The organism is Nocardioides bizhenqiangii, from assembly GCF_034661235.1.
In the GTDB taxonomy this organism is placed as follows: domain Bacteria; phylum Actinomycetota; class Actinomycetes; order Propionibacteriales; family Nocardioidaceae; genus Nocardioides; species Nocardioides bizhenqiangii.
The window spans coordinates 4,042,593-4,063,500 of the sequence record NZ_CP141059.1; the positions used below are offsets into that span (position 1 = coordinate 4,042,593).

A 20,908-nucleotide genomic window follows, 5' to 3' on the forward strand; every position below is an offset into this window, starting at 1 on the left:
ACCGTGGTCACGGGTCGACGGCTGAGATGCCGTCGGACTCAGAGGAACTCGAGACCGGAGCGTCGGGCACGCCGGCTGGACTTGATGCGGGCGGTGAGCCGACGGCGGTCGGCGCGAGCGATCCGGTCGGCGATCTCCTGTCGGACGCGGAGCTCATTGGCGGGTTCGATCATGATCGCTACCTCCTCTCGTCTGAGTGGGCCGGCACTCGTGGTCGATGTGTCTACTCAAGCAGTCGCCACCGACAGTGGCGGCGGCCTGACCAGGCCTGTTCACGCGGGCACCAGGTGGATGTCGCCGGACACCGTGGACGCGCGGACCTCGATGTAGTCGGAGCCCGGTTCGGGCTCGCCGACACCCTCCAGACCGGAGCTGACGGTGCCGCTCACGGTGGTGATGTCGGTCCACACCGGGGTGCCGGCGGGCACGCCGATCCGGATGTCGCCGGACGCGCCCTTGCTGGTGATCTTGCCGCGCGTCGCCGCGCGGATGACGGTGTCGCCGGAGCCCGTCGTCATCATCACGTCGTCGCCGGCGTGGGCGATGTCGAGGTCGCCGGAGCCGGTCTTGACGACAACCGGGCCGGCCGCGTGCTCGATCCGGATGTCGCCGGATCCGCTCGAGACCGTGGTCGCCGCGCCGAGACGCGCGGCGAAGACGTCGCCCGAGCCGCTGCGCACCCGGAGCTCGCCCTCGGCCGCGGTGAGCGCGACGTCGCCGGAGCCGGTGTCGATGGAGCCGGAGCCGGTGACCTGCTCGAGGCTCACGTCGCCGGACCCCGACTTGACCTTGGCGGTCGCCACCGTGCCGGAGACGCGGACGTCGGCGCTGCCGCTCTTGAGGACGACGCTGCTGTCGCTCGGCACGACGATGTCCATCGCGAGCTTCTGGTCGCCGAAGAGACCACGGCTCTTGGGTGCGATGACGCTGACCTGGCCGCGGTCGTGGACGACCTCGACCTGGTCGGCGTGCCGGCCCTCGATCCGTACCTCGGTCTCGGTGACGTCGGCGGCGGTCACGTCGATGTGGCCACTGCCGTTCTCGACGTAGAGCTGGACGGGTTCGGGGGTGTCGAAACGGTGTTCGGGCATGGCGATCTCCAGGATCGGTAGGGGATGGGTGTCAGATCCAGCCGGTGACGCGGCGGTTGCCGCGCTTCCCGAAGGGGAAGTCGCCACCGAAAGGCAGGCTGGACAGGTCGACGTCGACATGGATGGCGCGGTCGTTGGTGGCGGCGCGGACCAGGTTGACCAGCCAGGTGTTGAGCGACTGGCCGGCGGCGGCCGCGGCGTCCTCGGCCTTGGTCTTGACGGAGTCGGGGATCCGCAGCGTGATCCGCGCCAGCCCCTCCTCGATCGCCGCCTCGCCCGGCACCGGCGGAGCCGGCGGGGGCGGCGGCAGCGGCGGCGCCGGGGCGGTGGCCTGCGGGGCCTGGACGACGAAGTCGAGGTCGCGGCCGTCGAGACGTACGTCGACGCTGCCGGTCGGCATCGCGGCGGTGATCTCGGACGCGGCCTGGCTGATCGCCTCCATCAGGGCGAGGCGAGCGGAGGGGTCGAGCGCGTAGCCAAGGCGCTCGGCGGTCTGCCGCGCCTCCTCTCCCGCGCTGTCCGCCGCTGCGATGAGGTCGCGGCGGAGGTTCTCGACGTAGGGGGTGATGTCCATGTGCATCACACTGACATCATTGTGATGTCATGTCAAGCCATAGTGGCGTCACAATGACGAAAAGCTGCGTCACCCTGGGCCGGAACCCGCCTGGTTGACCCCGTAGATGACGCCGTCCTCGTCGATCCAGAGCTCGATCGCCCAGGCATTCCGGCAGCTGGCCGGCTCCGGCTCCTCGAGACGGACCACGTCGGCCTCGGCCTCGCCGAAACGCGCCGGCACCTCCCCTCCGTCCGCACAGGTCGAGCGGCCCTCCGTCGCCACGACCCGCCCGTGATGGCGGACCAGCAGCGCAACCGGGTCGAGGGCGCAGTCGGGGAAGCCGGGGCCGGAGCAGCCGGCGTAGGACGACCGGCTCTCCGGGTCGTCGGTCCAACCAGGGTGTCCGAACGCTCCGCCGCCGAAGAACATCACTCGCACCCGTCCCGCGAACTCCGGGGCCCGACCCTCACCGCGAGCCCAGGCGACGAACCGGGTCGCCGACGACAGGCGCTCCAGGCTCCCCGCCAGCGTCTCCTCGTCGATGGTCTCCGCCTCGACGGCCAGCCGCAGCCGCACTGATGCGATTCTCTGGTCCTCCGTCCAGTCGATCTGGATCACCGGCGGCGGAGGGCACAGCCGAGCGCCGTCGAAGGGAGAGTCGACGTAGACGTAGGTCGCGCTGTGAACCTTGTCGGCAACGAGCGTGCCCATCGGGTCCTGCGTCAGGCAGACCGGTTCCGGACCCTCGAGGACCGGAAGGTCGTCGGTGACGACCAGGAAGGTGGAGGCAAAGTACCCGTCGTCTCTCTCCTCCGGTGCCGTCAGCACCTGCTCGAGCGCGGCGAGCGGCGAGTGGCACTCGCCGTTGTCGCAGAGCACCCAGTTCGCCGGGTCTGCCGCCTCTTCCGCGGTGAGCGTGACGAACTCGCCCTCTCCGACGGCGATGCTCACCTCGTCCGGGAAGGGGGGCGCCGGGCCGAGCCCGCGGGCGAACCTGACCAGGTCCCACACACCCTGCCCAGCTGGAAAACACCGCGCTTCGCGGAGGATGCCAGCGATCACCCGGATCTCCACCTCGTCGTTAGGAGCGAGCGGTGACCCCGGGCCCGGGTCGGTCCCGATGACGTAGCCCTTCGGAAGCTCGCAGCTGTACTCCGCTCTGATGCGGAGGGGGTTGCCGCGCGAGTGGATGAGCTCGGTGGCCTCGTCCTCGGTGTAGCCGAGCAGCGACGGCATCTGGTCGTCGGTGTAGACGTGCTCCTGCTCGACCGGCTCCCGGTCGGCAGCATCGGTCTTGTCGACCACAGGAGCAGGCTGCGGGTCGTCACCGAGCTGTTGCGCCACCAGGTAGCCGGCGCCGATCGCGAGCACCACGGCAGCCGCCGCGGCCAGCACCGGCCACCGGCGCGGCCGCGGCTCGGGCAGGCCGGTCAGCGTCATCGGCGCGGTCTCGTCGACGTCGATGGTGGCGGCGGCCTTCGAAAGCAGTCGGCGGGCCTGGTCGTCGGTGAAGTCTTCAGTGGGCTCTGTCGTCATCGGGGGGCCTCCACGTGTGGGGCGAGCGCGGCGAGCGCACGGGACGTGCGGGACTTGACCGTGCCGGGTGCGACGCCGAGCGCGGCGGCGGTGTCGCGCTCGGAGAGGTCGGCGTAGAACCGGAGGACCAGCACCTCGCGGTGCTCGGGCGAGAGCTCGGCGAGCGCCCGTCGTACGGCGATGCCGACCGCCCAACCATCAGCGTCGCTGTCGTGGTCGGCTTCGGGCAGGGTCTCGGTCGGGAGCTCGCCGTGCCAGCGCCGGGCGCGGGCGTCGGCGAGCGTGGTGACCAGCACCCGGTGCACGTAGGCATCGGGGTGGTCGGCGCGGACGACCCGGCGCCAGGAGCGGTAGCACTTCAGCAGCGCGGTCTGGACGACGTCCTCCGCGTCCGCCCGCGGGCAACCGAGCAGCACCGCGGTCCGCACCAGGCGGGTGCGGCGCGCTGCGACGTACGTCGTGAAGTCCATGTTGATCGGCAGGGCTCCTGGTCTCCGGGTCACCCTAGAGACCGGCGAGCCGGCCGTTATGGTTCCGCGCAGCCGCGGCGAGCTTCACCCCCGCTGCAGCAAGGGCATCTCGAACTCCTGGACGCTGAGCGGCGGCCCGCCCTCGATGCCCAGCTGCTGCAGCACCGGCACCATCCGTTCGGCGAAGAACCGCGCTGAGTCCTCCTTGCTCTCCCACACGTCGAGGCTGTGGACACCGCGTTCGCTGGGACCCCCTGCGTGGAGGATGAGCCCCTTGATCGGGGCGTCACCCATCGCCTCGCTGAGCTTGACGTGGGTGTCGAAGTCGACGTCGAACTCCATCAGTGTTGCGTAAGCCATGGTCTTGTCCGTTCGCTAGAGGATGACTCTATTCATTATAGTGCTACTCTATTGATGTGACTGTCAAGAGGTCGTACTCCTCCGCCAAGCGCGACGCCCAGGCCCGCGCGACCCGCCGGTCGATCCTCGACGCAGCCCGCGATCTGTTCGTCACCACCGGCTACACCGCCACGACGATCCAGGCGATCGCCGAGCGAGCGGGCGTCGCGGTCCAGACGGTGTACGCCGTGTTCGGCAACAAGCGCGAGCTGCTGCGACAACTGATCGAGAGCACGATCGCCGGCGCGGACGAACCCGTGGAGATGACAAACCGCCCAGAGGCTCAGGCCGTCGCCGCCGAGCCCGACCCCCGCCGTCGGGCAGAGTTGGACGCCGCGTTGGCCCGCTCGATCATGGAACGCGTTGCGCCGATACTGCGGGTGACGGCAGAGGCCGCGGCCTCCGATCCCGAGCTGGCAGCCATGATGCATGCGGTCAAGATGGCCCGACGTGAGGAGATGGTCACCGCGGCCGCCATGCTCGCCGGTGCCGACGGGCTGCGAACGACTCAGGAGGAGGCCGAGGCGACGCTCTACGTCCTCTACAGTCCCCACGTGGCCGACATGCTGATCGGCGACTACGGATGGTCCCCCGAGCGTTACGAGAAATGGCTGTCGCGCATGCTCCTGCAGTCCGTCATCCAGTGACAGGACGACGCGACGTGGTCGGCGCGCGTGACAGGACAGCCGTTCCGGACGGGAGGCGGACCGTCGTCGCCGCCGGGTCAGCGGACACCGCGGCCGTCGTGCTGAAAAGCACCTCCGATGTCTCGATCTCCCACTCCTCCTCGCCGACGTTGAGGTGGATCGCCAGCCGACCCCGCTCCAGCGTGAGCCGGCGACGGTCCTCGTCGACGGTGGCCCGGCCGAAGCTCGGGTCGGTCAGCTCGGGGTGCTCGCGGCGCAGCGCGGCCAGGCGCTGGTAGCCGGCGAGCACCTGCGCGTGGTGCCCGGCCGAGGACTCCTCCCACCGCAGGACGCTGGACTCGAAGGTCGCTGGGTCCTGGGGGTCGAGGACCTGGTCCGGGTCCCAGCCCATCCGCTCGAACTCGGCGAGCCGGCCCTCGGCGGTGGCGCTCGCGAGCTCCGGCTCCGGATGGGAGGTGAAGAACGCGAACGGCGTGCTGGCCGCCCACTCCTCGCCCTGGAAGAGCATCGGGGTGAAGGGCGACCCGAGGGTCAGCAGGGCCGCGCAAAGGAGCCGGCTCGGATCGAGATGCTCCGCGGTGCGGTCACCCCGCGCGCGGTTGCCGATCTGGTCGTGGTTCTGCGCGCACACCACGAGCCGCCAGGTGGGCATCGGGTCGGTGTCCACCGGCCGGCCGTGCTCACGGCCGCGGAAGCTGGAGTACGTGCCGTCGTGGAAGAAGCCGTCGTTGAGCACCTTCGCCAGAGAGCCCAGCGGGGCGAAGTCGGCGTAGTAGCCGGCGGTCTCGCCCGTCAGCGCGACGTGCACCGCGTGGTGGAAGTCGTCGCTCCACTGGGCGTCGAGTCCGTAGCCGCCACCCTCACGCGGCGTCACCATCCGGCTGTCGTTGAGGTCCGACTCGGCGATCAGCGTCAGCGGCCGGTTGAGGTGCGCCGACAGCGACTCGACCTCCTTCGCCAGCTCCTCCAGCAGGTGGGTGTCGGACTCGTCCGCCAGCGCGTGCACCGCGTCGAGGCGGAGGCCGTCGACGTGGTAGTCGCGCAGCCACATCAGCGCGTTGTCGAGGATGTAGCGCCGCACCTCGGCGGAGCCGTCACCGTCGAGGTTGACCAGGTCGCCCCAGGTGTTGCGGCCGCCCTTGAGGTACGGGCCGAAGCGGGGCAGGTAGTTGCCGGACGGGCCGAAGTGGTTGTAGACGACGTCCTGGATGACGCCGATGCCGGCGCGGTGGCAGGCGTCGACGAGTCGCTGATAGGCAGCGGGTCCGCCGTACTGCTCGTGCACGGCGGACCACAGCACGCCGTCGTAGCCCCAGTTGCACGTGCCGTTGAACGCGTTGACCGGCATCAGCTCGACGAAGCCGACGCCGAGCGAGGCCAGGTGGTCCAGCTTCTCGGCGACGCCGTCGAGGGTGCCCTCCGGGGTGAACGTCCCGACGTGCAGCTCGTAGATGGTCGCACCGGCGAGCTGGCGGCCGGTCCACGCCTGGTCGGTCCAGGCGAAGTCGCCGGGGTAGAACACCGCTGACCGCTCGTGCACCCCGTCCGGCTGGCGCCGCGTGCGCGGGTCGGGCAACGGCTTCTCGTCGTCGTCGAGCAGGTAGCCGTAGACGGTCCCGTCCGGAAGGTCGCTGAGCTCGGCCGCCGGCGCCCACCAGCCACCCTCCGACGGACTCATCGGCAGGACCTCGTCGCCGAGGCTGAGCCGGACCCGCGACGCGCGCGGCGCCCACACCTCGAAGGTCATGCTTCCTCCCTCACCAGCAGCGCCACCGGCAGGGTGTCGAGCAGCCCGGCGACGGCGGCATCGGCAGGGCGATTGGTCAAGACGTCCAGCCACCGTCCCGCCGGCGGCTCGAGCCGGGTGTCGCCCCAGCCGCCCGCGGCGGCGAGCCCGAGGGGCAGCCGGGTCACGACCGCGACCGCGCCACCACGGTCGAACGCGAGCACGTGCCCCGCGGCGGAGCCGGTCGCCGGCACCGGGGTGTAGCCGCCGAAGAGGTCGGGACGGTCGCGCCGTAGCCGCAGTGCATGGCGGACGACGTGCAGCTTGGCCAGCCCCGGGTCGTCGAGGCCCGTCGGTCGCGCGGGTGGGATCGCGTCCGACAACAGGGACGCGCGGAGCTCGAAGTCGACGGGCCGGCGGTTGTCCGGGTCGACCAGGCTCCGCTCCCACAGCTCGCTGCCCTGGTAGACGTCGGGGACGCCGGGGATCGTGAGGCTCAGCACCTTGGCCGAGAGCGCGTTGCTCCACCCCGGGCCGGCCAGCCGCTCCGCGGCGGCCTCGACGATCGACCGCACGGCGGTGTCGTCGTACGCAGCGTCGACCAGGGCGTGCACGGCCTTCTCGTACGTCGGGTCGGGATCGGTCCACGACGTCCGGTCGCCGGCCTCCCGCATCGCCTTCTCGGCGTAGGCGTGCAGCCGGTCGCGCGAGAGCGGCCAGGCACCGAGCGCGGCCTGCCAAAGCAGGTTGGCGAACCCGGGGTCCGGCGCCGGCGCCACGGCGAGCAGTGCCTCGACGGTCTCCGACCACCACGCCGGGTCTTCCGCGAGCACCGCGATCCGGGCGCGGACGTCCTCGCTCCGCTTGGTGTCGTGCGTGCTGAGCGTGGTCATCGCCGCCGGTGTGCGCTCCTGCCGGCGCGCCATCGCCGCGTGGAAGTCGACCGGCGCCAGCGCGAAGTGGTCGGGGTCGGCGCCGACCTCGTTGAGCGAGGTCAGCCGGCTCCACCGGTAGAACGCGCGGTCCTCGACACCCTTGGCCATCACCATGCCGCTGGTCTGCTGGAACCGCAGCGACGGGGCCCGCACCCGGTCCTCCAGCAGCGGCAGCACCTGGTCGAGTGCCGTGCCCAGGTCGGGCCGGTCCCGGCGCACCACATCGGCCGCACCTGTCAGGACCTCGTGCCCGTCGGGCAGGTAGCTCCGATAGACGGGGAACGCCGCGAACAGCTCGACCAGCGCCCCTTCGACATCGGCCCGCCACGCCTGGGCGGGCTCGATGTCGAGCTCGCGCGCCAGCTCACGGGCGATGCGGCGTACCTCCGCGTTGAGGATCGTCTCCGTGACCTGCCGCTTGTTGTCGCGGACGAGCTCCGGCCAGGGTGGCACGCCGCCGCGCAGCCGGTCGTCCAGGTCACCGAGCGCCGTCTCGCCGGCGGGATCGACCAGCGCCCGGTCGATGAGCGCCAGCGCGTCGTAACCCGTCGTGCCCGCGGTCTGCCAGCGCTGCGGGAGCTCCTCCCCCGGCTCGAGGATCTTCTCGACCACCACCCAGGCCGAGCCCGTGAGTCCGGCCAGGTCGTCGAGGTACGCCGCCGGGTGGCGCAGGCCGTCCGGGTGGTCGACCCGCAGGCCGTCGACGAGGCCCTCGCGGAACCAGCGGCCGATCTCCGCGTGGGTCGCCTCGAAGACGTCGCGGTCCTCGATGCGTACGCCGGCGAGGGTGTTGACCGCGAAGAACCGTCGGTAGTTGAGGTGCTGGTCGGCCGCCCGCCAGCCCACCAGCCGGTAGTGCTGGCGGTCGTGGACGACCCGGGGGTCGTCGGTGTCGCCGTCGCTGCCGGGCGCCAGGGGGAACCGGTGGTCGTGGTAGCCGAGCATGCCGTCGATGACGTGCAGGTTGCCGATCGGGCCGTTCGGTTCCGCCAGGTCGTCGTCGCCGACCACCGGGACCAGCACCTTGCCGCCACCGGCCGCCCAGTCGACGTCGAAGAACGTCGCGAACCGCGAGTCGCGGCCGTGCTGCAGGAGGTCCCACCACCACCCGTTGGTCGCCGGGCTCTGAATCCCGACGTGGTTGGGCACGATGTCGACGACGATGCCGATGCCGCGCCGGTGCGCCTCCGCCGACAGTCGCTCGAGAGCCTCCGGTCCGCCGCGGGCGGGATCGATCCGGCCCGGGTCGACGACGTCGTAACCGTGCGTGCTGCCGGGGTGTGCCTCGAGCAGCGGGGACAGGTAGAGCCAGCCCACCCCGAGCTCGTCCAGGTACGGCAGCACCGCGAGCGCGGCGTCCAGGTCGAAGTCCTCGGTGATCTGCAGCCGGTAGGTGCTGCTCGGCACCGAGGTCATGCGTCGGCCGTCATGGATGCCACGGACGCGGCCGGGCTGACGTCGACCGCGGCGGGCTGCGCGTGCCACTGCCGCAGCACGACGACGCTTCGGTACGGGAGGTCGAACGTGGTGCCGGCGGCGAGCGCCTGGTCGGTGTCGCACTCGCCGGTCGTGTCGAGCACGACCTGCCAGCTGGCGGCGTACTCAGCATCCGGCAACGTCAGGGACACGGCGTCACCGCCGTTGAAGAGGATCAGGAAGTGGTCGTCCTTGATCGGCTGGCCGCGCCGGTCGCGACCGGCGATCCCGTCGCCGTTCAGGTACATGCCGAGCGCGCGCTGGCCGCCGGTCCAGTCCCCGTCCACCATCGGCCGTCCGTCCGGGTGCAGCCAGACGATGTCGTTGAGGCGCTCCCCCTCGCCGGTGCGGACGGACTTGCCGGTGAAGAACCGCTGGCGTCGCAGGGACGGGTGCTCGTGCCGCAGCCGGGTGAGCTCGGCGACGAACTCGTTGAGAGGGGAGTCGACGCGGTCCCAGTCGATCCAGCTCAGCGATGAGTCCTGCGCGTAGGTGTTGTTGTTGCCCTCCTGGGTGCGGCCGAGCTCGTCGCCGTGCAGCACCATCGGGACCCCTTGGCTGAGCAGCAGGGTGGCGAGCAGGTTGCGCTGGTCGCGGGCGCGGGCGCTGTTGACGTCGTCCTTGTCGGTCGGGCCCTCGACGCCGTGGTTCCAGGACCGGTTGTCGTCGGCGCCGTCGCGGCCGTCCTCGCCGTTGGCCTCGTTGTGCTTGTGCTCGTAGGACACCAGGTCCCGCAGGGTGAAGCCGTCGTGGGCGGTGACGAAGTTGATGCTCGCCACCGGACGGCGACCGGAGTGCTCGTAGAGGTCGGACGAGCCGGCCAGCCGGCTGGCGAACTCACCCAGGTTGGGCTCGCCGCGCCAGAAGTCGCGGACCGTGTCGCGGTAGGCGCCGTTCCACTCGGTCCACTGCGGCGGGAAGTTGCCGACCTGGTAGCCGCCAGGGCCGACGTCCCACGGCTCGGCGATCAGCTTCACCTGGCTGACCACGGGGTCCTGCTGCACCAGCTCGAAGAACGTCGAGAGCCGGTCGACGTCGTAGAACTCCCGGGCCAGAGCCGAGGCGAGGTCGAACCGGAAGCCGTCGACGTGCATCTCGGTCACCCAGTAGCGCAGCGAGTCCATGATCAGCTGGAGCGAGTGGGGGCTGCCGGCGTTGAGGGAGTTCCCGGTGCCCGTGTAGTCCATGTAGTACTGGCGGTCGTCGTCGACGAGGCGGTAGTACGCGGGGTTGTCGATGCCCTTGAAGCTCAGGGTCGGGCCGAGGTGGTTGCCCTCCGCGGTGTGGTTGTAGACGACGTCGAGGATCACCTCGATGCCGGCCTGGTGGAAGGACTTCACCATCGACTTGAACTCCTGGACCTGCTGACCGGGCACGCCGACGTGGCCGGCGTACCCGTCGTGCGGCGCGAAGAACCCGATGGTGTTGTAGCCCCAGTAGTTGCGCAGGCCTCGCTTCAGCAGCACGTCGTCGTGCACGAACTGGTGCACCGGCATCAGCTCGATCGCGGTGACGCCGAGCTTCTGCAGGTGCTCGATGACGGGCTCCTGCACGAGGCCGGCGTACGTCCCCCGCAGGTTCTCGGGCACGTCGGGGTGGGTCGCCGTCATCCCCTTGACGTGCGCCTCGTAGATCACCGTCTCGGCGTACGGCGTGCGCAGGGTCCGGTCGCCCTCCCAGTCGAAGTAGGGATTGATCACCACGCCGAGCATGGTGCGGTCGAGGGAGTCGGCGTCGTTGCGGCTGCCGGGCTCGTCGAAGTCGTAGCCGAACAGGGACTGGTCCCAGTCGATCTCACCGCGGGTCGCCTTCGCGTAGGGGTCGAGCAGCAGCTTGTTCGGATTGCAGCGCAGGCCCTGCGCGGGGTCCCACGGGCCGTGCACCCGGTAGCCGTAGCACTGGCCGGGCTGGACCTCGGGCAGGTAGCCGTGCCAGACGTAGGCGTCGACCTCGGTGAGGTCGACCCGCGCCTCCGTCCGTCGGCCGGAGTCGTCCACGTCCACCAGGCACAGCTCGACCCGCTCGGCGACCTCGCTGAACAGGGCGAAATTGGTGCCGCTGCCATCGAACGTCGCGCCGAGCGGGTACGCCGACCCGGGCCAGGTCTCCACCACGATCAAGCACCCTCCCTACGCGCCAGGACGCTCGCCCGACGTCGCATGCACCCATTACCCCAAACCGATCTCTTGGTCCCTGCGTCGGGGGGTGTGCTGGGGCACATGCCCGCGCGCCACCTGGGTACCGGACCGGTGAACGGAACCACCCGAGGAGGCAGTGATGCCCAGCAAGTCGGCGAACGTCAAGAACGAGAAGCGGTACGAGGCGTTGAAGGACAAGGGCATGTCGAAGCAGCGTGCCGCGAAGATCGCCAACGCCAAGGACTCCTCCAAGCACGGCGGTCAGCAGTCCGGCAAGGGCGGCAACAGCAGCCAGGGCGGCACCACCGCCCAGAAGAAGAAGGCCGGGCGCAAGGGCGGGAAGGCGAGCAGCAGCTCATAGCCGCCGTACCGTCAGGTGAGGCGCCTCGCGACGTGGTCGGCCAGCACGGAGAGGGGCAGCGCCCCTGAGCCGAGCACGGCGTCGTGGAAGGCCTTGATGTCGAACCGCTCGCCCTGGCGCTGTTGAGCGGCGTCGCGGATCCGGAGCATCTCGAGCCGGCCGATCATGTAGGAGAGCGCCTGCCCTGGGGTCACGGCGTACCGGTCGATCTCGGCGGTGGCGTGGCCCACGGACTTCTCCGAGTTGGCCAGCAGGTAGTCGATCGCCTGCTGCCGGGTCCAGCCCAGCGCGTGCATCCCGGTGTCGACGACGAGCCGGCAGGCGCGCATCGAGTCGGCGGCCAGCATGCCCATCCGGTCGAGCGGTGAGCCGTAGAGGCCCATCTCGTCGGCCAGCCGCTCCGTGTAGAGGCCCCAGCCCTCGCTGTAGGCCGTGACGAACGCGGTCTTGCGGAAGTCGGGGAGATCCTCGAGCTCCTGCGCGATCGCGATCTGGAGGTGATGCCCGGGGATGCCCTCGTGGTAGGAGGTGGACTCGATCTCGTAGCGGCCCCATCCCTCGGGGTCCGAGACGTTCATGAAGAAGACCCCGCCCCGGCTGCCGTCCATCGCGGGCCGGAAGTAGTAGGCGATCGCACCGCTCGTGGTCGGCTCGACCTCGCAGTCGGACTGCGGCAGCCGGCCGAACCAGTCGCCCATCACGCCCCGCGCCTTGGCCATCGCGGCCTTCGACGCCTCGACGATGTCGTCGGCGCTGGTGTGGTGCAGCGCAGGGTCGTCGCGCAGCGCCGCCAGGATGGCGGGCACGTCATCGGTGCCGACGACCGCAGGCCCGAGCTCGGCGTACTGCCGCTCCAGCTCGGCCACCTGCTCGAGCCCGATCTCGTGGATCTCCTGCGGTGTCAGGTCGGTGGTCGTGTAGTAGCGGGTGAGCGTTGCGTACGCCTCCTCACCGCCGGGCACGTGCAGCAGCCCGACCTGCTCGTCCTCGCGGGCGACCGGCATCACCTCGTTGTGGAGCACGGCGCGGTACGTCGCCAGCGCGGGGCGGACGTCGTCCTCGACCACCTTCTGCAGGCTCGCGACCAGCGCGTCGCGGTCGACGCCGTCGGGGGTGGCCGCGATGCCGAGCAGCCGGTCCTCCTCCAGCGGCGTGGTGAGCCACTCGTCGAGCTGCTGGATCGTGTCCGCGGCAGCGAACGCCGCCGGGGTCCGGCCGGCCGCGACGCCGTCACGGTGTCGGTCCGCGAGGTCGGAGAAGTACGTCGCCACGGCGCGCAGCTTGTCGACCATCGCGTCCGCCACCTCCGGCGTCGGGATCGACAGCTTCGGCAGGTACATCCCGAGCGACGCCTGCGCCCCGAAGATGGGGTTGGCGCCGTACTCGGCGGAGCGGAGCGCGCCGAGCTCCGCCGTCGACGTCGCGTCCCACACCAGCATCGCCCGCGACAGCCGCTCCTGCTCCTCGAGCCCGTCATCGTCGATCGCCTCCGCCCGTTCGGCGAACTGGCGCGCCTCCGCGACGGCCGCCTCCTCGCCCGCGGCGCTCACGTCGGTGTAGGACCCCGCGACGGAGTACTCCCCCGACATGTGGGCCCACAGGGGGTTCTGGCGGTAGCGGAACTGCTGGTACTCCTCGGCGAGGCTCGCAATGTCGTCGGTCACGCGCTATTCCTACCGGACATCGGCGGGGATCGGATCAAGCAGGTTGATCGGATCGGCGCCGATGACGCTGTCCACAGGTCGGGGATTCGCAGGTGTGGCGCCTGTCCACGCCCGGGCATCTGCTGCGGGATGGACGAGATCGAAGCGCTGCTTGCACTCCAGGATGGCGTGATCGCCCGCCGCCAGGTCCTTGCCGCGGGCCTCACACCCACCCATGTGGCGCGCAAGGTACGGCGTCGGGAGTGGGTCCCCGTGCATGCCGGCGTGTACGTCGACCACACCGGGTCGTTGACGTGGAGCCAGCGGGCCTGGGCGGCCGTGCTCGCATGCTGGCCGGCGGCCCTCGATGGGCGCTCGGCTCTCCGCGCAAATGAGGGTCCTGGCCGCCGCGGCGCTGATGACTCCCGCCCGATCGAGATCGTCGTCGCGCACGGTCGACACCCCGTGGAGCCGGATGGCGTCCGCGTCCGCAGCTCGCGTCGGTTCGAGGACGCGATCCAGCAGAACCTCTCTCCGCCACGATTGCGGTACGACGCTGCGGTCATCGATCTCGCAGACCGAGCGCGGGACGAGCTCGATGCCATCGCGGTGCTGGCGGACGCGTGCGGAGCACGCCGTACGACGGCCGCCCGGCTCCGAGCCCAGCTCGGAGTTCTGTCGCGCGTCCGCCGACGACAGTGGCTCGACGCGGTCCTGCGAGACGTCGCTGACGGCACATGCTCGGTCCTCGAGCACGGCTACCTCACCCGGGTCGAGCGCCCGCACGGTCTGCCTCGCGGGCAACGTCAAGCGGAACCGACATCGCCGACCGGACGGCGGATGTTCCGAGACGTGCGGTACGGCGAGGATCGACCGCCCTGGGTCCAGATCGTCGAGCTCGACGGGCGCCTGAACCATGACTCGACGCGGGCGCGGGACATCGACCTCGAGCGGGACCTCGACGCGGCGCTCGAACGAGAGCACACCGTCCGGCTCGGCTACGGCCAGGTCTTCGGGCGTGCCTGCTCGACGGCGTCGAAGGTCGGTCGGCTTCTGCAGATCCGAGGGTGGGCGGGAGCGCCGGCGCCGTGTCCGCGGTGCCTCGAGAGTGATCGGCGGGGATCGATCAAGCGGGTCGATCGGATCGGCGCCGATGATGTGCAGGGCAACTGGCCTCTGCGTAGCCAGCCTGGCATCGGCGCTCCTTCCGGCCCTCTCCCCTCGGACAGAGTCGGGGATCTGACCTGAGGTCGATGTGCGGCGAGACCCGCCGCCGGTGTGATGGACGCATGACCATCACCGAATTCCACCCCGTCGACCCCGGCGACCCCGTCGTCACGGTCCGCGGGCTCACCAAGGCGTACGGCGACCGGACCGTCGTCGATCGCCTCGACCTCGACGTCCACGCCGGCGAGGTGCTCGGCCTCATCGGCGCCAACGGCGCCGGCAAGACCACCACCGTCGAGTGCCTCCAGGGTCTGCGACGGCCCGACGCCGGCGAGCTGCGCGTGCTGGGCCTCGATCCCTTCCACGACGCCGACCGCCTGCGGCCGCAGATCGGCAGCCAGTTGCAGAGCTCCGGACTACCGGACCGGCTGCGGGTCGGCGAGGCCGTCGCGCTCTTCGCCGGGCCGCGGGCCACCGGTGCGGGCGCGCTGCTGGAGCAGTTCGGGCTCGATGACAAGCGCCGGTCGCCGTACGCCGGGCTGAGCGGCGGCGAGCGGCAACGGCTGTTCCTCGTGCTGGCGCTGCTCAACCGCCCGCGGCTGGTGATCCTCGACGAGCTGACCCAGGGCCTCGACCCGGCCGCCCGACGCGAGGTCTGGACGGCGGTGGCGCAGCTGCGCGACGCCGGCACCACCGTCCTGCTGGTGACGCACGAGCTCGACGAGGCGGAAGCCCTCTGCGAGCGGGTCGTGGCGATGCGCGACGGCCGGGTGATGGACCAGGGCACGCCCGCGGAGCTGGTCGCCCGGCACGCCCGCGAGGTGACGGTGCGGTTCGCGCTGTCCGACACCGACCTCCACACCACGGCCGACGCGCTGCAGTCGCTGAACCGGCTGCCGGGCGTCACCGGCGTGACCCGCGACCGCGGGCAGGTCGCGATCCGCGGCGATCGCCGGGCGATCGCCCACGTGGGGGCCTGGCTGGTGGAGAGCGGGCGGACCATCCCGCCCGACCTGCGCGTCGACGTGCCCGACCTCGAGTCGGCCCTGCTCACCCTCCTCGACTCCCCGACCGACAAGGAAGGAGTGGCGTGATGACTGCCACGGACACCCTCGCCCCGACCACCACGGACGCCCGGCCGGCACCGCGGACCCGCCGTCATCCCTCGACCACCCGGCGACTGCTCGTCACCGAGCTGCGCCTGCTCACCCGCGACACGATCACCTTCACCTTCGTCCTCGCGTTCCCGGTGATCTCGATGCTCATCATCGGCGGCGTCTTCGGGACCGAGCCGGACGAGGCGTTCCCGGTCAACCCGTCGCACTGGTACGTCGCGTCGTACTTCACCGTCGTCATCGGCTCCACCGGGCTGATCATGCTGCCGGTGCACATGGCGTCCTACCGCGAGCGCGGCGTCCTGCGAAGGTTCGCGGCGTCGGGCTTCCCGCGCTGGTCCTTCGCCCTCGCCGAGCTCGCAATCGGGCTGGGTGCGATCGCGATCGCCGGTCCGCTGCTCCTCGCCATCGCCGCGCCCGTCTACGGCATCCCCGACGTCGAGGACCCGCTGCGCGTCGCCGCGGGCATCGTGGCCGGCTCCGTCGCCTTCATCAGCATCGGCGTGCTGCTCGGGTCCGTGCTGCCGTCCGCGCGAGCCGCGCAGTCGGTCGGCCTGATGCTCTTCTTCCCCTCGTTCCTGCTCGGCGTCGGCGGCCCGCCGCCGGCGGTGATGTCGGAGCCGCTGCGGGAGATCGCCGAACGGCTGCCCCTGGCCCTCGCGACCGACGCCATCCGCGAGCCGTGGCTCGGGATCAGCAATGGCACCGGACCACTGATCACCATCACCGTCATCGCGATCGTGGCGACCGCGCTCGCCGCCCGGCGGACGGCACTCTGAGAGCGCCTAGGCTCATGCCCATGGCGGATCGGGCAGCGCGAGTCATCGCTCCTACGATGCTCGCGCTGTTCGCCGTGGTCGGTGCGGTGATGGGTCACCGCTCGCTCCCGGTCGGGCTCGTCCTGGCCGCTTCCGTCACCGCCATCGCAGCCGCGACCGCGTGGCGCGGACTCGTCGAGTGGCGACTCGCCGTCCCGTTGCTGGTCGCGGCCGCCGGACTGGTCGCGATCGGCCACGGCAACTCGGCCAACCTGGTCTGGATGGGCTTCTGCGTCGCAGCGGGCTGGGTGGCGCTGGTGTCGACGCTGCCGGCCACCCTCACCGTCGGCGGCGTGCTCGGGCTGACGCTGGTCTCCGAATGGGCGCAGCAGACCGAGGAGCCAGGCTGGGCGGCCTGGATCACCGGTACGGCGTTCACGCTCGTCGCGTGCATCTTCGCCCGCCGGCTGCGGGAGACGGTCAGGCAGCTCGAGGCGGCCCAGCACCAGCTGGCCGAGCGCAGCCGGGCGGAGGAGCGGACCCGGATCGCCGGTGAGATGCACGACGTCATCGGCCACGCGCTGACCGTCTCGCTGCTCCACATCAGCGGTGCCCGGCTCGCGCTCGACGAGGACCCGGACGAGGCCCGACGGGCGCTGGCCGAGGCCGAGCGACTGTCGCGCTCCAGCCTGGAGGAGGTCCGCGCGACGGTGGGGCTGATGCGGACGGACGCCCCGGGTGAGCGGGCCCCGCTCCCGGTGGCGACCGACATCGGCAGGCTCGTCGACTCGTTCCGCAGCGCCGGCACCGAGGTCGACCTGACCGTCACAGGGGACCTCGAGGAGCTCGGCCCGACCCGCGGTCTCGCCGCCTACCGGATCGTCCAGGAGGCGCTCACCAACGCGGTCAAGCACGCGCCGGGCGAGCGCGTCACCGTCGCCGTCACCGTGGAGAGCGGGACGGCGACCGTCGCCGTGCGCAACGGTGGCGACGTCGACGCGAGCGCGCCCCTCGGCAACGGGCTGCTGGGCATGCGCGACCGCGCCGAAGGCGTCGGCGGCCGACTGCGGGCCGGCGCAGAGCAACGGGGCTGGCTGGTCGAGGCGGTGCTGCCGTCGTGACCGACCAGGAGAACGGGAGCATCAGGGTGCTCCTCGTCGACGATCAGGAGCTGGTGCGCACCGGGCTGCGCGGGATCCTCCGCGCCCGGTTCGGGTTCGAGATCGTCGGCGAGCTCGACAGCGGCGCGGGTGTCGTCGAGGCAGTGGCGGAGCTGGCGCCGGACGTCGTCGTCATGGACGTCCGGATGCCCGGCGTCGACGGCGTCGCTGCGACCCGTCTCCTGCGCGAGGCCGGCGACGCGCCTCCCGTGCTCGTGCTCACGACGTTCGAGGACGAGGAGATCCTCGCCGGCGCGCTCCGCGCCGGCGCGGCGGGCTTCCTGCTCAAGGGCGTACCCGCGGAGGACCTCCAGCGCGCCGTCCGACGCGTCGCGCACGGTGAGTCGTGGCTCGACCCGGCCGTCACCGGACGAGTCCTCTCCGCCTATCGCGACGGTCCGACGCCGGTGCGCCCCGGTCCGGAGGCCGACCTGCTCACCCCACGCGAACGGGAGGTGCTCGCGCTGATCGGCCAGGGGCTCAGCAACACCGAGATCGCGGCGGAGCTGACCCTGGGCGAGGGCACCGTGAAGACGCACATCGGGCACATCTTCACCAAGCTCGACCTGCGCGACCGCGCCGCTGCCGTGGTCTTCGCCTTCGACCACGGGCTCGTGCGACCTGGCCGGACCCGCTAGCCCTTCGAAATCCGGTCAGAGGTCGAACAGGGAGCCCGAGCCGGAGATGTCCACGTCGGTGCGGGGCTCGTTCTTCTCGCCGGAGGACGCGGCCGGGGCGGGCTTCGGCTTCCTCTCCTCGGCGGCAGGCTCCTCCTCGGCGGCAGGCTCCTCCTCGGCGGCAGGCTCCTCCTCGGCGGCAGGCTCCTCCTCGGCAGGGGCCGTGGGCTCGGGGGCAGACTCGACGATATCGAAGAGCGAGCCGCTCAGGTCGGCCTGGGCAGGCTCGGCGGGAGCGGACACCTTCTCCGGTGCGGGCTCCGCCTTCGCTGCCGGCTTCACCTCCTCGGCGGGCTTCTCGTCGGCCGGAGCCGGTTTCGTCTGCGCGGCCGGCTTCTCCTCCGGCGGGGCGGACTCGACCACGTCGAAGAGCGAGCCGCTCAGGTCGGCCTGCGCCGGCGCCGGCTCGGCCTTCGGCGCGGGTTCGGGCTTCTCGGGCTCGGACTTCGGCTCGGCCGGCGCGGAGTCCACTGCGTCGAAGAGCGATCCGCCTCCGTCGAACAGCGAGCCGCCCTGGCCGTCCTTGGCCGGCTCGGACTCCTCGGCCGGAGCCGCGTCGAAGAGGGACCCGCCGGAGGAGTCGGCCTTCGCCGGCTGCTCCTCGCCGCCGGGCTTGTCGTCCGACACGGGCGCGTCGAAGAGCGATCCCGACGAGGAACCCTTCTTGTCCGGCGCCGGCTCGGCCTGCGCCGTCTTCTCGACAGGAGCGTCCTCGAAGAGCGAGGTGCCCGGCGCGGACGCCTTCGCGGCCGGGCCGACGGCAGCGGGATCGTCGAGCTCTTCCTCAGCCGCCTTCTTGGCCTTTGCCGCCGCGGGCTTCGCGCCCTCACCGGGCTTGAGCTTGGTGGCGACCTCGCCCTTGACCGACGCGAGCAGCATCTGCGCGACGTCGAGGACCTCGACCTCTTCCCGCGCGCGACCGGAGTCCTGGGCCTCGGTGAGGCCATCGGCGAGCATCACCCGGCAGAACGGGCAGCCGACCGCGATCTGGTCGGCGCCGGTCTCGATCGCCTCGTTGGTCCGGTTGACGTTGATCCGCTCACCGATGGTCTCTTCCATCCACATCCGGGCACCGCCGGCGCCGCAGCAGAACGACCGCTCGCCGCTGCGCTCCATCTCGGCGACCTCGGCACCGGGCATGATCTGCAGCAGGTCCCGCGGTGGCGTGTAGACCTGGTTGTGACGGCCCAGGAAGCACGGGTCGTGGTAGGTGATCTTGCGCTCGTGTGCACCGTCGCCGGTCGCGACCGGGGTCAGCTTGCCTTCCCGCACCAGCCGGTTGAGGAGCTGGGTGTGGTGGATGACCTCGAGCTCGATGCCGAGCTCCTTGTACTCGTTCTTGAGCGTGTTCATGCAGTGCGGACACGTGGACACGACCTGCTTGGCCTTCGCGTCCTTGAGCGTCTCGATGTTCTGCTGGGCGAGCCCCTGGAACACGAACTCGTTGCCGGCCCGGCGGGCGGAGTCGCCGGTGCAGGTCTCGCCGTTGCCGAGCACGCCGAAGGACACGCCCGCCAGGTCGAGCAGCTCCGCGACGGCACGGGTGGTCTTCTTGGCGCGGTCCTCGTAGGCGCCGGCGCAACCGACCCAGAACAGCCAGTCGACCTCGTCGAGCGACTCGATGGTCTCGCCGACGACCTTCACGTCGAAGTCCAGGCCCTTGGCCCAGTCCATCCGGCCGCGGGGCGACATGTTCCACGGGTTGCCGTTGTTCTCGAGACCGCGGAAGAGACCGTTGAGCTCGGACGGGAAGCTCGACTCGACGAGCACCTGGTAGCGGCGCATGTCGGTGATGTGGTCGACGTGCTCGATGTCGACCGGGCACTGGTTGACGCAGGCGCCGCAGTTGGTGCACGACCACAGCACGTCGGTGTCGATGATCGCGCCGCCGCTGGGCTCCCACGCCACGCCCTCGGTCTCGCCCACGAGCGGGCGCTCGGCCTCGGCGACGACGGCCGGGTCCAGCGACCCCCGCTTGTCCTCCGGCGCCAGGTTGTACGGCGCCGCGCTGAACGCGTGGTCCCGCAGGTTCATGATCAGCATCTTGGGAGACAACGGCTTCTCGGTGTTCCAGGCCGGGCACTGCGACTGGCAGCGACCGCACTCGGTGCACGACGCGAAGTCGAGGACGCCCTTCCACGAGAAGTCGTTGATCGATCCGACGCCGAGGGTGGCGTCCTCGTCGAGATCGTCGACGTCGTCGAGGGTGACCGGCTTGCCGTCGTTCATCATCGGCTTCACCGCGCCGAGGGCGACCGTGCTGCCGCTGACCCGATCCGCCGCGTCGGGACGCTTGAACATGACGTTGAGCGGCGCGATGAAGATATGCAGGTGCTTGGAGTTGAGCACCAGGATGAGGAACACCAGCATGACGCCGATGTGGAGCAGGAGGCCCACGTGCTCCAGCAACTCGAGGCTGTCGTGGCTGAGGCCGTCGAAGATCTTGCCGAGCCCGATCGAGACGAACGCGCCCCGGTCGTACGGCAGGTTGTCGGCCGCCGACGCGGCCCCGCGGAACAGGAACATCGTCCAGATGACGTTGAAGATCATGAACAGCGTCAGCCAGGCGCCACCGAGGTGCGACCCCTTGAACCGCGACTTCCGCCCGATCTTCTCGGGGTCGTTCCTGAGCCGGATCATCGTGAAGATCGCGAGACCCACCAGGCACAGGACGCCGATCAGATCCTGGCCGAAGCCGATGACCTCCCAGTGGCCGATCACCGGGATCGCCCAGTCGGGGTTGCGCGACAGGAGGATGCCGTAGGCCTCGATGTAGACGGTGGCGAGGATCAGGAACGCGTACATGACGAACGCGTGCGCGATGCCGGGGATCGACCACTTCAGCAGCCGACGCTGGCCGAGGACCTCCCGCAGCTGGTCCCAGATGGCGCTGCCGGTGCGCTTGGTGACGTTCTCGAGCCGGTCCGGCGCCGGCTGGCCGTGGGACACCAGGCGGTAGAGGAACCACACCCGCCTGGCCGCCAGCGGCAGGATGATCGCGTTGAGCAGCAGGCCAACGATCAGCGTCAGGGTCAACGTCGTCACTCCAAAGT

18 protein-coding genes are annotated in these 20,908 nt (G+C 70.9%); 7 read left to right on the plus strand and 11 right to left on the minus strand.

All coding sequences use genetic code 11. From position 1 onward, the window contains the following. Positions 1–38: 38 nt before the first annotated feature. The 6 genes from SHK19_RS19725 to SHK19_RS19750 all read right to left on the minus strand — a co-directional run bounded on the left by SHK19_RS19725 (position 39) and on the right by SHK19_RS19750 (position 4,013). Positions 39–173, minus strand: a complete 135-nt coding sequence (locus SHK19_RS19725; protein ID WP_322454701.1) for a hypothetical protein — start codon at positions 171–173, stop codon at positions 39–41. A 99-nt stretch (positions 174–272) separates the two neighbouring features. Beyond that, a complete protein-coding gene (locus SHK19_RS19730) occupies positions 273–1,091 on the minus strand; it encodes a DUF4097 family beta strand repeat-containing protein (protein ID WP_322454700.1) in 819 nt (272 codons plus the stop codon). 31 nt (positions 1,092–1,122) lie between these two features. Then, a complete protein-coding gene (locus SHK19_RS19735) occupies positions 1,123–1,665 on the minus strand; it encodes a pilus assembly protein HicB (RefSeq protein WP_322454699.1) in 543 nt (180 codons plus the stop codon). A gap of 69 nt (positions 1,666–1,734) precedes the next feature. Continuing rightward, positions 1,735–3,183: a PASTA domain-containing protein gene (locus SHK19_RS19740; protein ID WP_322937232.1), complete on the minus strand. Its 1,449-nt coding sequence runs from the start codon at positions 3,181–3,183 to the stop codon at positions 1,735–1,737. After that, a complete protein-coding gene (locus tag SHK19_RS19745) occupies positions 3,180–3,686 on the minus strand; it encodes a SigE family RNA polymerase sigma factor (protein ID WP_322937233.1) in 507 nt (168 codons plus the stop codon). The genes SHK19_RS19740 and SHK19_RS19745 overlap by 4 nt, the downstream gene beginning before the upstream one ends. Positions 3,687–3,737: 51 nt before the next feature. Then, complete coding sequence (locus tag SHK19_RS19750; protein ID WP_322454696.1) at positions 3,738–4,013, minus strand: hypothetical protein; 276 nt, start codon at positions 4,011–4,013, stop codon at positions 3,738–3,740. A 56-nt stretch (positions 4,014–4,069) separates the two neighbouring features. Here SHK19_RS19750 and SHK19_RS19755 point away from each other — a divergent pair, with 56 nt between their 5' ends. Beyond that, positions 4,070–4,699: a TetR/AcrR family transcriptional regulator gene (locus SHK19_RS19755; protein WP_322454695.1), complete on the plus strand. Its 630-nt coding sequence runs from the start codon at positions 4,070–4,072 to the stop codon at positions 4,697–4,699. Here SHK19_RS19755 and treZ read toward each other — a convergent pair. The 3 genes from treZ to glgX are packed head-to-tail and all read right to left on the minus strand — an operon-like array spanning position 4,689 to position 10,947. Continuing rightward, positions 4,689–6,446: a malto-oligosyltrehalose trehalohydrolase gene (gene treZ / locus SHK19_RS19760; RefSeq protein ID WP_322937234.1), complete on the minus strand. Its 1,758-nt coding sequence runs from the start codon at positions 6,444–6,446 to the stop codon at positions 4,689–4,691. The genes SHK19_RS19755 and treZ overlap by 11 nt on opposite strands. Then, positions 6,443–8,776 (minus strand): malto-oligosyltrehalose synthase, encoded by a 2,334-nt coding sequence (gene treY / locus SHK19_RS19765; protein ID WP_322937235.1) that lies wholly within the window; start codon positions 8,774–8,776, stop codon positions 6,443–6,445. The genes treZ and treY overlap by 4 nt, the downstream gene beginning before the upstream one ends. Next, positions 8,773–10,947 (minus strand): glycogen debranching protein GlgX, encoded by a 2,175-nt coding sequence (gene glgX, locus SHK19_RS19770; protein ID WP_322938714.1) that lies wholly within the window; start codon positions 10,945–10,947, stop codon positions 8,773–8,775. Before glgX ends, treY begins: the two co-directional genes overlap by 4 nt. Positions 10,948–11,113: 166 nt before the next feature. Between glgX and SHK19_RS19775 the strand changes: the two genes are divergently transcribed. Next, on the plus strand, positions 11,114–11,335 hold the full coding sequence (locus SHK19_RS19775) for a DUF7218 family protein (protein WP_322937236.1): 222 nt from the start codon (positions 11,114–11,116) through the stop codon (positions 11,333–11,335). Positions 11,336–11,346: 11 nt separating this feature from the next. Here the strand turns inward: SHK19_RS19775 and SHK19_RS19780 are convergent, their stop codons facing one another. After that, positions 11,347–12,999: a DUF885 domain-containing protein gene (locus SHK19_RS19780; protein ID WP_322937237.1), complete on the minus strand. Its 1,653-nt coding sequence runs from the start codon at positions 12,997–12,999 to the stop codon at positions 11,347–11,349. A gap of 129 nt (positions 13,000–13,128) precedes the next feature. Between SHK19_RS19780 and SHK19_RS19785 the strand changes: the two genes are divergently transcribed. The 5 genes from SHK19_RS19785 to SHK19_RS19805 are packed head-to-tail and all read left to right on the plus strand — an operon-like array spanning position 13,129 to position 17,816. Continuing rightward, on the plus strand, positions 13,129–14,226 hold the full coding sequence (locus SHK19_RS19785) for a type IV toxin-antitoxin system AbiEi family antitoxin domain-containing protein (protein WP_322937238.1): 1,098 nt from the start codon (positions 13,129–13,131) through the stop codon (positions 14,224–14,226). A 41-nt stretch (positions 14,227–14,267) separates the two neighbouring features. Next, positions 14,268–15,239: an ABC transporter ATP-binding protein gene (locus SHK19_RS19790; RefSeq protein ID WP_322937239.1), complete on the plus strand. Its 972-nt coding sequence runs from the start codon at positions 14,268–14,270 to the stop codon at positions 15,237–15,239. Continuing rightward, positions 15,239–16,039 carry an ABC transporter permease gene (locus SHK19_RS19795; protein ID WP_322937240.1) on the plus strand — a complete coding sequence of 267 codons (801 nt, stop codon included), beginning with the start codon at positions 15,239–15,241 and terminating at the stop codon, positions 16,037–16,039. Before SHK19_RS19790 ends, SHK19_RS19795 begins: the two co-directional genes overlap by 1 nt. Before the next feature lie 20 nt (positions 16,040–16,059). Next, positions 16,060–17,139, plus strand: coding sequence for a sensor histidine kinase (locus SHK19_RS19800; RefSeq protein WP_322937241.1), 1,080 nt, complete (start codon positions 16,060–16,062; stop codon positions 17,137–17,139). Next, positions 17,136–17,816 carry a response regulator transcription factor gene (locus SHK19_RS19805; protein WP_322454686.1) on the plus strand — a complete coding sequence of 227 codons (681 nt, stop codon included), beginning with the start codon at positions 17,136–17,138 and terminating at the stop codon, positions 17,814–17,816. The genes SHK19_RS19800 and SHK19_RS19805 overlap by 4 nt, the downstream gene beginning before the upstream one ends. Before the next feature lie 15 nt (positions 17,817–17,831). Here SHK19_RS19805 and SHK19_RS19810 read toward each other — a convergent pair whose 3' ends face one another. Continuing rightward, on the minus strand, positions 17,832–20,900 hold the full coding sequence (locus SHK19_RS19810; RefSeq protein WP_322937242.1) for a heterodisulfide reductase-related iron-sulfur binding cluster: 3,069 nt from the start codon (positions 20,898–20,900) through the stop codon (positions 17,832–17,834). Positions 20,901–20,908: the final 8 nt, after the last annotated feature.

What these genes read in the sequence shown, in the direction of transcription:
- SHK19_RS19725 (WP_322454701.1), bottom strand. Translation starts at nt 173, where the DNA reads ATGATCGAACCCGCCAATGAGCTCCGCGTCCGACAGGAGATCGCCGAC.
- SHK19_RS19730 (WP_322454700.1), bottom strand. Translation starts at nt 1,091, where the DNA reads ATGCCCGAACACCGTTTCGACACCCCCGAACCCGTCCAGCTCTACGTC.
- SHK19_RS19735 (WP_322454699.1), bottom strand. Translation starts at nt 1,665, where the DNA reads ATGGACATCACCCCCTACGTCGAGAACCTCCGCCGCGACCTCATCGCA.
- SHK19_RS19740 (WP_322937232.1), bottom strand. Translation starts at nt 3,183, where the DNA reads ATGACGACAGAGCCCACTGAAGACTTCACCGACGACCAGGCCCGCCGA.
- SHK19_RS19750 (WP_322454696.1), bottom strand. Translation starts at nt 4,013, where the DNA reads ATGGCTTACGCAACACTGATGGAGTTCGACGTCGACTTCGACACCCAC.
- treZ (WP_322937234.1), bottom strand. Translation starts at nt 6,446, where the DNA reads ATGACCTTCGAGGTGTGGGCGCCGCGCGCGTCGCGGGTCCGGCTCAGC.
- treY (WP_322937235.1), bottom strand. Translation starts at nt 8,776, where the DNA reads ATGACCTCGGTGCCGAGCAGCACCTACCGGCTGCAGATCACCGAGGAC.
- SHK19_RS19775 (WP_322937236.1), top strand. Translation starts at nt 11,114, where the DNA reads ATGCCCAGCAAGTCGGCGAACGTCAAGAACGAGAAGCGGTACGAGGCG.
- SHK19_RS19785 (WP_322937238.1), top strand. Translation starts at nt 13,129, where the DNA reads ATGGACGAGATCGAAGCGCTGCTTGCACTCCAGGATGGCGTGATCGCC.
- SHK19_RS19790 (WP_322937239.1), top strand. Translation starts at nt 14,268, where the DNA reads ATGACCATCACCGAATTCCACCCCGTCGACCCCGGCGACCCCGTCGTC.
- SHK19_RS19795 (WP_322937240.1), top strand. Translation starts at nt 15,239, where the DNA reads ATGACTGCCACGGACACCCTCGCCCCGACCACCACGGACGCCCGGCCG.
- SHK19_RS19800 (WP_322937241.1), top strand. Translation starts at nt 16,060, where the DNA reads ATGGCGGATCGGGCAGCGCGAGTCATCGCTCCTACGATGCTCGCGCTG.